We start from the raw sequence: 10,928 nt of genomic DNA, 5'->3' as shown, positions 1-10,928 counted from the left end.
GCGGTTCTGGGAAGGGCGGTTCTGGGAAGGGGGGGGGCGGCGGCGCGCCCCCCCCGCCCCCCCCCCCAAATAAAGCCAACCCCCCCCCCCCCCCCCCCCCCCCACCCCGCGCGCGCGGCCACCCCGCGGCATGACAAACCAACACCCCCCCCCCCCCGGCCCGCCCCCCCGGGGCCCGGCGCCCCCCCCCCCCCCCGGGTCGATGGCCCGCACCACCGGGAGAATCACCCGGGCCACGAGGGGAAGAGCAACCACGGCCTGCGCTATCGGCACGAGGAACTGCGCGGACGGCACGAGCATGCGGATGGTGAGAAAGAGTCCGAAACCGACCGTCACCGCAGACACCCCGAGAGGCAGCAGCGCCAGCCCTTCGGCGGCCGCGCTCACCGGTCGCGGTGGGGCCCACGGGGAGGCCAGCGCGAAAGCCAAGAGCGCACCGAGGAGCAGGGCGAGAACCGCGGCGCTTAGACCCGTCACCACAGAGTTGCGGAGCGCGTCGGAAGCGGACACCCCCGCGAACCCGGACGAACCGATGAGGTTACGGTAATTCTCCAGCGTCCACGTGCCCGAGCGTTGGAAGGAGCGCAGCACCAGGGTGAGGAGCGGAGCTCCAATCAGGAAAACAACGGTGGCGCCGCTCATAAGCAGTGCTGGAATATCGCTTCGGCTCACCTTGCGGCGGGCGGCAGGGCGCAGCCGCAGCGCCGCCGAAGTACGGCGGGTGGCCCGGGCCGCCACCACCGTGGCGAGCCCGACGATGAGTACTTGCAAGAGTGAGAGCACCGCGGCAGCCCGTAAATCAAGGAAAGTGGTGGTCTGCACCCAGATTTCAGTTTCGAGAGTGCCGTAGCCGGGGGCACCTAATGTTTGGACGATTCCGAACGACGTCGAACAAAATAAAAAGACAATAGCCGCGCCGGAGGTTATCGCCGGTGCCAATTCCAGGAGAGTAACGGTACGAAAAGCGCGCCACGGTGAAGCGCCGAGGGTGCGAGCCGCGTCGGCGTGCGGGGGCAGTGCCGCCCACAGCGGCCCCACCGTCCGGGAGATAACCGCGGTATTGAAGAAAACCATGGCCGCGACCACCGCCCACGGGCTGGAATCCCAGCCGAGGAAACCGTAGGGGCCATCCGCGCGCAGCAAGGCCCGGAACGCGGTGCCCACCACCACGGTGGGGAGCACGAAGGGCACCACCACGAAAGCCCGCACCACCCGCACCCCGGGCAGGCGCAGCCGGTAGAGCACATAGGCGAGGGGAAGCCCCAGCACGACCGAGCACACGGTGCTAGCCGCCGCCATCCACAGGGTTTGGCCGGCAACTTTCCAGGTGCGCGGGCGAGTGAGTTCGGTGGCGAAACCCGCGGTATCCACCCCGGCCGGGGTGACGAGCCCGCGCGCGAGCATCGCCACCACCGGCCACAGGAAGAAGACCGCGAGGAAAAGAAGCGGAACCGCGAGCGCGAGGGCAACCACCGGGGAGGCTCCGCGCGGGCGCGGGATGCGATATGACCTACTCACATTCCTGCGGTGTCACGCCAGGCGCGGATCCACTCGGTGCGCTGCGCACCCACTTCTTTGGCATCCAACTCGATAGGATCCTTGACCCGCGGGGCGTACTGCTGCCAGCTCGCGGGCAGCTCCACATCAGCCACCGGGTAGACGTACATCGCCTCCGGAATGGCTTTCTGGACATCCTCGGAGAGCAGGAAATCAATAAAGGCCTGGGCGCCTTCCGGGTTGTCTGCCCCGCGCAGCACCCCGGCGTATTCCACCTGGCGCACGCACGTCGATTCGATCACGCCGGTGCGCCCGTTTTCAGCGGCCGGGGAGGAGGAATAAGAAACCACCAGCGGATAGTTCCCCTTTCCTTCCGAGCCGGAGAAATCAGTGTAGTAGGCATCCGTCCACGAGCCGGAAATCCGAGTACCGGCCCCTAAAAGCTGAGTCCATAGCTGGGAGAGACCGTCCGTTCCCCCGGCAACGTGCGCGGTTGCAGCCAGGAACGCCAGCCCGGGCGAGGAAAGCGCCGGATTTTCCACCGCGAGCAGCGCCGCGTATTCGGGGCGGGAAAGGTCGGCAAAACTCAGGGGCGGAACCATATTTTTCTGAGTGAACCACTCACGGTCGTAATTAACACAGACCTCACCCTGATCAATGGGGTTGAGTTTCCCTTCCAGAGCGGTCACCCCCGCGGGAAGCTTCGGGGAGGAATAATCGGCAATGGTATTGCCATCCAACGCCTGGTAGGCGGTGTAGGTATCCACCCCGAACACCATATCCGCGCCGGGTTTACCATCCGCCAGCACCAATTGGTTAACAACCTGGCCGGTATCCCCGGGTGCCGATTTGACGATGGTGTACCCGGATTCTTTCTCGAAGCGGGCAATGAGCTCATCGGGTAGGTTGAAGGATTCGTGACTGACCACCCGCACTGTGGTGGGGTGATCGCTCGCTGCCGGCGAGGCGGCGTCGTCGTTCTTCGAGCATCCGGCCAGGGCCAGTGCCGCAACCATCGCGGCGGCCGCAAGTGCGCGGGCGCCCTGCCTATTTTTCTGGACCATGCATCCTCCTCAGGATATAAGGAGGGTCTCCGCGAGCGCGGAGGAGAGATCTCGACTCCCTTCGCCGGTACTAACCGGAGCAGGTTCGAGGGTCTGCGTACCGCGTGCCGGCCGCACTCTCAGCGCTGCTGCGCTCCCCTGTCGTGCAGTCCAGTCTAGTACGGAGGTCCCGTATTTTCACGCTCGCGGCCCGGGGCAACTCTTAGGCCCGAGCGCGCACCTGCGAATCGATCACTTCGCCCTTGCCGTACCATTTGGCGGCCTGGCGCTGGGTGAGCTGGGAAACGGCCGCGGCCACCCCCGCCGAGACAACCGCAAAAATAACCGCGTCTACGAGCGGCGCATTCGGATCCTCCGAATCGGGGATCTCCCGCCCGGAAATGCCCTTCCACACCACGTCCACGATTTTATTGGCGACGATCCCCGAGAGCACCCCAACGCCCGCACTCACAACTTTCCAACCGATATCCACAGCGTCCCTTTCTTCGCGCGGCGCCGCCCCGCCTGGAAACCCGGCGCCGCCTCCGATATTTAATGCGTGGAGGTGCTCCCCCGCGCAGAATTCTTTTCCTGTCCAGAACTATTATGACTCAGCCCACGCCCGAAGCGCAGGTCCTCGCGCAATTCGTCCACGACCATGGCATCCGAATCGATACGCCCGGTGCGGTAGCCGGCCCGCGAAAGCATATGCGCAGAAATGGGCGAGGTAATGAGCTGGCAGCCGATAACGAGGAGCAGCGTCCACGTCATCGACGGGTCACGCACCAGGCAGGCCGCGCCCAGGCAGCCCATAATGAGGGAGAGGACCTGCGGTTTTGTGGCCACGTGCAGGCGCGTCATGAGGTCCGGGTAGCGGAACATCCCGATGGCGGCCACGAAGGTGAGGGTGGCGCTGGCCAGCATAAGCACGGCACCGATAATATCCCAAGGGTTCACGGCCGGGCTCCTTCCTGGGTGCCCGCGGCATCCGCCCGCGGAAGGTTCGCGGTATCCGATTGGGTGCGAGCGGTGGGCGGCTCGCGATCCGGATCGTGAGCGGGGCTTTCGTCTTCTTCTTCGTCGGTTGTTTCGCGTTCGTTCGCCTTCGCGAGGCGCCGCATTTCTTTCGGGTCGTTTTGGTCCACGGGCCGAATAAAACGCGCCACGGCCACGGATCCGAGAAAACCGACAATGGCGACGACGACGAAAACCGCGAGCAAATCGGCTCGTCGAGTCACTGCCGCGAGGAGGCAGAGCGCCCCCACCATAATCGAGGTGATCACATCGAGCGCTCCCACCCGGTCGAGGACCGTGGGGCCTTTGACAATACGAACCGTCACCAGCAGCGCGGAGATAGCCAGAAGCACCCCGCAGATAACCATCACGATAATCACCGTTCACCTCCGGAGCTATCGGGAGCGAAGGGAACGGGCAGGCGCCCGGCCTTGGGACTGGAACCTGGCACGAAGCCGGCCTGCACCAGCTCACTGCGCGAGGCAAAAGCACGCAGCACCCGTTCCTCCAAATCGAGCACCGATTGGTGCGCGGCGCTCACTCCCCCGGCCATGCCCACATCGAATACATGCACGTACAAGGTGCCCGAAGCAGCATCGGTATCGATAACGAGCGAGCCGGGCACCAGCGTGGACATCCCGGCGGTAATCGCCAGGTAGGCATCCGAGTGGGAGCGCAGCCGCACGCGGATCACCGCGCCGCGCGGAGTAGCGCGCCGCAGGATAAACCAGGCTTGCTGCCAGGAGGCATGCACGAGGTCGCGTACGAAAATCGCGACGAGGCGGATCACTCCCCAGATTCGGAAACGCCCGTCGAAGGAGGCGGTAGGGAACGGCGCCAGTTCGGTGACGAGGAGCGCGAGGGAAAAACCGGCCACGATATTGGCGGCGCTGACCTGCCCCCAGAGCAGCACCCACACGATGGTCAGCCACATCAGCACCCCCAGGGAGGCGCTCGGGAAACGACCTTCGCGCCGGGTGACCAGGCGGATTGCTTCGCTATCGCGACTCATTGCTCACCTCCGGAGACTGTGGGAACGGGCGTGGGAACCGCCGCGGGCGTGGGCGTAGGTGTGTTGAACGACGGCGCACCGCCCGGCACCGGCGCACCAGCCGGCAGCGACGCCGCGGGCGTGGGGCTCGGGGAGCGCAGCAGGCGCGGGCTTTCCTGCGGTGCGGGAGTGTGGGTGAAGGTGCCGGTATCCGGGGTGGAATCTTCGTGGGGTACCACGGTTTCTTCATCCACTTCCGGGGAGATCCCGGTACCGCGATCCCAATCGGGAAGCACCGCGCTGATATAGGGGGTGCGGGCTTCCAGCTCGGCAGCTGCGCCGTCGGTAAAAGAACGCAGCGGCGCGGCCGCAAAAGTAATACCGAGCATCACCGCGATGAGTCCGGAGGCGGAGATCACCATGCCGCTCGGGTAGGTGGTGGAGGGCAGCTCCGCCGGGGCTTCCTGCCAGAAAGCCATATTCCAGGCACGGATCACGGCGTAGAGAGTAAGGAGTGAGGTAACCAGGCCGGCCGCTATCAGCACCCAGTCAATCGGGGTGCCGCGCGCAGCGCTCGCTTCCAGCAAGCCCACTTTGCCGAGGAAACCGGAGAGCGGCGGAATACCGCCCAGGGAAAGCGCGGGGAGGAAATACAACACCGCAACCATGGGTGCCGCGCGCATAATGGAGCCGAGCCGCACGAGCGACGTCGTTCCTGCCACCCAGCCAATCAGGCCCACCACCAAAAACAGCGCGGTCTGCACCACGATATGATGCACGGCGTAGAAAATTGTGGAGGAGAGTCCCGCTTCGGTGGAGATAGCGATGCCCCAGATAAGGTAGCCGATATGGCTCACCAGGGTGAAGGAGAGCAGGCGCTTAATGTTTTCCTGCGCGATCGCGCCGAGGATACCGATGAGCATGGTGGCCACCGCGAAGCCGGCGAGGATATCGTCCAGGCGCCCGCCCGGGAAGAGCAGCACCTGGGTGCGGATAATCGCGTAGACGCCCACTTTGGTGAGCAGGCCCGCAAAAACGGCCGTGACCGGGCCGGAGGCGGTGGGATAAGAGTCCGGTAGCCAGGCGGCCAGCGGGAAGATCGCGGCTTTGAGGCCGAAGGCCACGAGGAACAGGATCTGGAGGACCATGCGCATTCCCGGATCTACCTGCGGGAGTTTCACGGCGAGGTCGGCCAGATTGACGCTACCTACCGCGGCATAGGTGAGGCCGAGCGCGGTGAGGAAGATGAGGGAGGAAACCATCGAGACGATCACGTAGACCGAGCCGGAGCGCATGCGTTCGGCCGTGCCACCCATGGTGAGGAGCACGAAAGACGCGGCCAGGAGAATCTCAAAGCCCACGTACATATTGAAAAGATCGCCGGTGAGGAAAGCATCGGATACCCCGGCGGAAAGAATCATGAAAGCCGGGTAGTACACCGAGGTGGGGGCGCCGCGTTCCCCGTCGGCCACGCCCTGAAATACCGAGTACACCAGCACGATGAGGGTCACCGTGACCGAGGTGGTGAGCATGATGGTGGAGAGCCTGTCGGCCACCAGGGAAATACCCACGGGTGCCGCCCAGTTCCCCACGTCCAGGGTGATGGGGCCGCGCGCGGAAACGAAGAGCAGAATCACCGCGACCACGAGGACGATGGAAAGCATCCCTACCGCAGTCCAGGCTTGCACGCGGCGCCGGCGCGGAACCGCCAGGAGCACCCCGGCGGCCAGCAGGGGCAGCACAATGGGAACGGGAAGTAGCCAGGAAATCATCGCCGCGTACCTCCCGCGTTTCCGCCGCGTCCACTATTCCGCGGTTTTCCGCCGTTCGCGAGCGAGCCGTCCACGCCGTGGGTGGCATTCGGGTTAGCGACGTAGCGGTGCCGGCGGCGCTGCGGATGCTTGCGGTTCCAGCGGCCCAAACGCCCGAAGCGCGGGGCCGGGGTATCGGTTTCGTCGCGGAATTCCGCGGAGGTTTCCTGCAAGTCTGTTCCCACTTCGGATCGCTGGCTGCTTTCTTCCAGTTGTTGGCGAACGGCGACGGCGCGATCCTCGACGTCGTCGCGTACTTCGTCATCATCGCGCAGCTGCCAGGTGCGATAGGCCATGGCCAGCAGGAAACCGGTGGTGGCCAGGGTAATAACGATCGCGGTGAGCATCATGGCCATGACCAGCGGGTCCGCCCACAGATCCGGCGAACCGTTACCGATAAAGGGCGGATTGCCGGTGCGGCCACCCGCGATAAGGAAAAGAATATTGACGCCGTTGGAGAGGCAGCCCAGCCCGAGAATCACCCGGGACAGGGAGCGCTCCAAAATAAGATAGACCCCTACGGCAACGAAAACCCCGCACATGAGGATGAGGGCGAGAGATACGCTCATTCTTGCTCTCCTTCCGTTGCCGCATCGCGTTGTTCGGCAGCCAGAGCCAGGCGCTCGGCTTCTTGTTTCGGGGAAGCGCGTTCGCTGAGCTCCGCCTGGGATTCCATTTCTTCACGCAGGTTCTGGCGGGCGTCATGGGAAGGTTCGATGCGAATATCAGCATCCCAGACGCCTTCTTCGATCTCTCCGTGCCGGTCAATTTCCCCGCCGAGGGAGCGCAGAATTTCGGCCACCAGGCCAACAACCGCGATATAGACGCCGGTGTCAAAAATGAGCGCCGTCGTAAAATGAACGTCCCCAAAGATCGGAAGCACCATGTCGATTTTCGCGGTTTGTAGCGGGTTACCGCCCAACATGATGGGGGCGAGCGAGGAGAGGGTAGCCAAGCCCAGCCCGGTTCCCAGTAGGTGTGCGGGAAGGATGGGGAGGGTGGCGCCCAGTTCGAAACGGCCGCCGGCCAGGTAGCGCAATGTCAGCGCGATGCCGGCCAGCAGCCCGCCGGCGAAACCTCCGCCCGGCATATTGTGCCCGGCGAAAAGGAAGAAGAGCGAAATAATGAGGATGGTATGGAAAACCAGGCGAGTGCCGATTTGCAACATAATCGGGCGGGAGGCCACCCCGGGGCGGTTCGCGGAAGCGAGCCAGGCGCGGTTACGCCCCGAACGTTTCGCTTCTTCTTCGGCGCGCAGCGAGTTGCGCACATATGCCACCGGGTCGTCACCGAGGCGGTGCAAGCGTTGCGCCCGTTCGCTTTTCGCGCCCAGGATATTGCGCAACCGATCCGTGCCACCGAGGCGGTCGCGCACGAAGAGGAGGGAGGCAATGCCGACGGCGCACACCACCAGCACGGAGGTCTCCCCCAGGGTGTCCCAGGCCCGGATATCCACGAGGGTCACATTGACGATATTGCGCCCGTACCCGAAACGGAAACCTTCATCCGCGAAAAGTTCTGAAATAGGCGCGTGGGTGCGCACCCCGGCCGCCAGGTACGCCAGCCCCGCGAAAAGCACCCCCATGATTGCCGCGAAAACAATGCGGAAACGCTGGGTTCCTTTGGTGCGCCGGGAGGAGAAGTAGGAAGGCAGGCGCCGCAGCACCAGCACGAAGACCACGAGGGTGAGAGTTTCGGAGAGTACCTGGGTGAGCGCGAGGTCCGGTGCCCCGTACATCTCGTAGGTGAGGGCGACGGCGTAGCCACCAATTCCCATGAGGATCACCGCTTTGAGGCGGTGGCGGGAGGCCGCGGCGAGCAACACCCCAAGGCATCCGACAATAGCCACCGCAGCCTGCGCCCAGCTATCGAAGAGTCGCGGCACCACCAGGGTGCCCACCGGGTTGGTGAGCAGGGCGATTCCCACGGTCATGAGCAAGAACCAGAAAATGGTGAGGAGGTAGGTGGGAAGCGAACCGGATTGGGTGCGGGCGGTGACGGTCATGGAGAAACGCTCGGTGCCCGAAACAATGCGCTGGTAGGCTTCCTCGGCGCTGAGCCGGATGGCGTGGCGCTGGGTGAAGGCGGAGATGCGGTGGCGCTGCCAGAAGAGGAAACATCCGGCCGTGAGGATGGCGAGGGTCACCAGGAAGGGGCCGTTGAAGCCGGACCAGAGGTGCAGGTGGCCCTGGTAGGGGGCCAGTACGGGGTATTGGGCCAGGTACTGCTCCAGGAAGGTGCTGATGGGCGCGGTTGCGAGCCCGGCCACCAGGCCCGCCGTCGCCAAAATTCCCACCGGCCAGATCATCACCGCGGAAACGTCGCGCACCTCGGTATCTTCCACGCGCGGTTTGCGCATGAAAGCGCCCCACCAGAAACGCAGGCCGTAGGCAACCGTGAGCGCTGAACCCACCGCAATGAGTACCAGCACCGCAATATCGGTGGCGCTGCCGCCCCATAGCGCACCGAGGGCGCCTTCTTTCGCCACGAAAGCGGCGAAGGGCGGGAAACCCATCATCGAGGCATCCGCCATCCCGGCGAAGGTGGCGACCGCGGGCATATTGCGGCCCACGTTCGATAGTTCACGCAGGTCACGGGTGCCGGTACACACGTCCACGATGCCCACGGAAAGGAAAAGCGCGGATTTGAAGAGGGAGTGGGCCAGCAGCAGCATGAGCCCGGCCAGCAGCATTGCCGAATCCCCGTAGCCGACGAAGAGAATAATGAGCCCGAGCTGGGAGACCGTGCCGAAGGCGGTGACCAGCTTGATATCGGTTTGTTTGAGGGCCCGGTAGCCACCCAGCAGCACCGTGTAGGAGGCGAGGATAATCACCATCCAGTGCCAGGCGGGATTATGCGCGAAACCCGGGGCCAGGCGCGCCACCAGGTACACCCCGGCTTTGACCATCGCCGCGGCGTGCAGGTAAGCGGAGACCGGCGTAGGCGCGGCCATCGCGGCCGGCAGCCAGAAATGGAAGGGCACCAGGGCTGATTTGGAAAAAGCCCCGATAAGCACAAGTACGACGGCGCTTGTTAGCAGCGCGGAATTCCCCGGCGAAAGTGTTGCTTCGTGGGAAGCCACCACGAGTTCGTGCAGCGAGAAGGATCCCCCGGGCATGACGCCCAGCATGGTGATCCCGCCCAGCATGGCCAGCCCGCCCGCCGTTGTCACAATGATGGCCTGGAACGCCGCGCGCCGCGAGGACTGACGGTCGGAATAGTGGCCGATGAGGAGGAAAGAAAAGACGGTGGTGAGTTCCCAGTAAATGTAGAGGGCGATGGTGTTGTCCGTGGTGACCAGGCCGAGCATCGCGCCAGCAAAAGCCACGAAAATCGCGCCGAAACGGCCCAGGTAGGAGGCATCGCGTTTGAAATACCGCGCCGAATAGAAAAGCACGGCCGCGCCCACCCCGGTGGCGATGAGGGCGAGGAGGAGGCCAAGGGCATCCATGCGGATATCGAGATCCATGCCCAGCTGGGGCACCCAGGTGAGCGAATGCTGGTAGATATCACCGCGGAGGATGCGGGGAATGAGAGTGAGGAGCCACAGGAAAGTGCCGGCCGGGATCAGGGCAATGATCGCGAAGCCGAATCGGCCGCGCTGCATAACGAGCGGTGCACACAGCGCCCCCACCACAAATAGCAGGAGCACATATGCCACGGCAGCCTCCGTCCCTTCGAGCTTTGCGATGCACGCTGCGGGTGCTGCGTGCTGAGCATGCGCCGCTAAGCTCCTCCGCGGTGAACCGGGCACGATGCACCCGGTAGGTGCGGGCACCGGATTTTTAGGCGGTGGAGCTCATTGTTAACGCATGGAACATCACTACAGTAGCGAAAATATGCGGGAGTGTCCCGCGTTTCCGCTCTCGATGAGACCGCGCGGCCGGTGCTTGCCTTGGGAGCGCGAGGCTTGCTAAGGCCGGAGTTTAGTTACCGGCTTCCGGGTAGTGGGTTACATCAATACGGTGGAAATTGAGATGGGAGCGCGAGGCCGTGGGGCCGCGCTGGCCCTGGTAGCGTGAGCCACTCGCTCCGGCTCCGTAGGGGTTGGTGGCCGCCGAGGAGAGCTGGAAGAAGCAGAACTGGCCTACTTTCATGCCCGGGTAGAGCTTGATCGGCATCGTTGCCGTATTGGAAAGCTCAAGGGTTACATGCCCCGAGAAGCCCGGGTCGATGAATCCGGCGGTGGAATGGGTGAGGAGTCCCAGGCGCCCGAGGGAGGATTTTCCTTCCAGGCGGGCTGCGACGTCGTTCCCCAAGGTGACCTGCTCAAAAGTGGAGCCGAGCACGAATTCTCCCGGGTGGAGCACGAATTCGCCGTCGGCCGGGACTTCTACCAGGCGGGTGAGGTCGGATTGGTCCGCGGCCGGGTCGATGACCGGGTATTTGTGGTTATCGAAAAGTCGGAAGAAGCGGTCGAGGTGAATATCGATGGAGGAGGGCTGCACCATTGCCGGATCCCAGGGGTGCAGGGCGATGCGGCCCTCGCTCACGGAACGCAAAATATCAACATCGGAAAGTAACACGCCTAGATTCTGACACGCCCGCGCGGGTGGGCGCTACCCGCGCGGC

At 64.2% G+C, this 10,928-nt stretch carries 10 protein-coding genes and 1 riboswitch; all 10 genes read right to left on the bottom strand.

Going from position 1 to position 10,928, the window contains the following annotated elements:
- The coding region (locus tag PWJ82_RS03990) for an ABC transporter permease (RefSeq protein ID WP_274735447.1) at positions 1-1,518 on the bottom strand (1,518 nt) is incomplete at its 3' end.
- Complete coding sequence (locus tag PWJ82_RS03985) at positions 1,515-2,561, bottom strand: thiamine ABC transporter substrate-binding protein (RefSeq protein WP_274734292.1); 1,047 nt, start codon at positions 2,559-2,561, stop codon at positions 1,515-1,517. The genes PWJ82_RS03985 and PWJ82_RS03990, both read right to left, overlap by 4 nt.
- A 39-nt stretch (positions 2,562-2,600) precedes the next feature.
- Positions 2,601-2,711: riboswitch (TPP riboswitch) on the bottom strand.
- Between the two features lie 52 nt (positions 2,712-2,763).
- Positions 2,764-3,033, bottom strand: coding sequence for a DUF4235 domain-containing protein (locus PWJ82_RS03980; protein WP_274734290.1), 270 nt, complete (start codon positions 3,031-3,033; stop codon positions 2,764-2,766).
- Positions 3,034-3,092: 59 nt separating this feature from the next.
- Positions 3,093-3,497, bottom strand: a complete 405-nt coding sequence (gene mnhG / locus PWJ82_RS03975; RefSeq protein WP_274734288.1) for a monovalent cation/H(+) antiporter subunit G — start codon at positions 3,495-3,497, stop codon at positions 3,093-3,095.
- Positions 3,494-3,934 carry a monovalent cation/H+ antiporter complex subunit F gene (locus PWJ82_RS03970; protein ID WP_274734286.1) on the bottom strand — a complete coding sequence of 147 codons (441 nt, stop codon included), beginning with the start codon at positions 3,932-3,934 and terminating at the stop codon, positions 3,494-3,496. The genes mnhG and PWJ82_RS03970 overlap by 4 nt, the downstream gene beginning before the upstream one ends.
- Entirely contained in the window at positions 3,931-4,566 is a 636-nt protein-coding gene (locus tag PWJ82_RS03965) for a Na+/H+ antiporter subunit E (RefSeq protein WP_126135811.1), read from the bottom strand. Before PWJ82_RS03965 ends, PWJ82_RS03970 begins: the two co-directional genes overlap by 4 nt.
- Positions 4,563-6,317, bottom strand: a complete 1,755-nt coding sequence (locus tag PWJ82_RS03960; protein WP_274734283.1) for a Na+/H+ antiporter subunit D — start codon at positions 6,315-6,317, stop codon at positions 4,563-4,565. The genes PWJ82_RS03965 and PWJ82_RS03960 overlap by 4 nt, the downstream gene beginning before the upstream one ends.
- Complete coding sequence (locus PWJ82_RS03955; protein WP_126135813.1) at positions 6,314-6,925, bottom strand: Na(+)/H(+) antiporter subunit C; 612 nt, start codon at positions 6,923-6,925, stop codon at positions 6,314-6,316. The genes PWJ82_RS03960 and PWJ82_RS03955 overlap by 4 nt, the downstream gene beginning before the upstream one ends.
- On the bottom strand, positions 6,922-10,017 hold the full coding sequence (locus PWJ82_RS03950; protein ID WP_274734280.1) for a Na+/H+ antiporter subunit A: 3,096 nt from the start codon (positions 10,015-10,017) through the stop codon (positions 6,922-6,924). The genes PWJ82_RS03955 and PWJ82_RS03950 overlap by 4 nt, the downstream gene beginning before the upstream one ends.
- 265 nt (positions 10,018-10,282) lie before the next feature.
- Positions 10,283-10,882, bottom strand: a complete 600-nt coding sequence (dcd, locus tag PWJ82_RS03945) for a dCTP deaminase (protein WP_126135814.1) — start codon at positions 10,880-10,882, stop codon at positions 10,283-10,285.
- Between the last annotated feature and the right edge of the window lie 46 nt (positions 10,883-10,928).

Origin of the sequence: Actinotignum schaalii (assembly GCF_028864145.1) — a bacterium.
GTDB classification, from domain to species: domain Bacteria; phylum Actinomycetota; class Actinomycetes; order Actinomycetales; family Actinomycetaceae; genus Actinotignum; species Actinotignum schaalii_B.
The sequence above is the reverse complement of the archived record's forward strand: the minus strand, read 5'-3'. Positions and strand labels throughout refer to the sequence as shown.

Excerpts from the sequence above, each read along its gene's own strand:
- PWJ82_RS03985 (WP_274734292.1), bottom strand. The coding sequence starts at position 2,561 with ATGGTCCAGAAAAATAGGCAGGGCGCCCGCGCACTTGCGGCCGCCGCG.
- PWJ82_RS03965 (WP_126135811.1), bottom strand. The coding sequence starts at position 4,566 with ATGAGTCGCGATAGCGAAGCAATCCGCCTGGTCACCCGGCGCGAAGGT.
- PWJ82_RS03960 (WP_274734283.1), bottom strand. The coding sequence starts at position 6,317 with ATGATTTCCTGGCTACTTCCCGTTCCCATTGTGCTGCCCCTGCTGGCC.
- PWJ82_RS03955 (WP_126135813.1), bottom strand. The coding sequence starts at position 6,925 with ATGAGCGTATCTCTCGCCCTCATCCTCATGTGCGGGGTTTTCGTTGCC.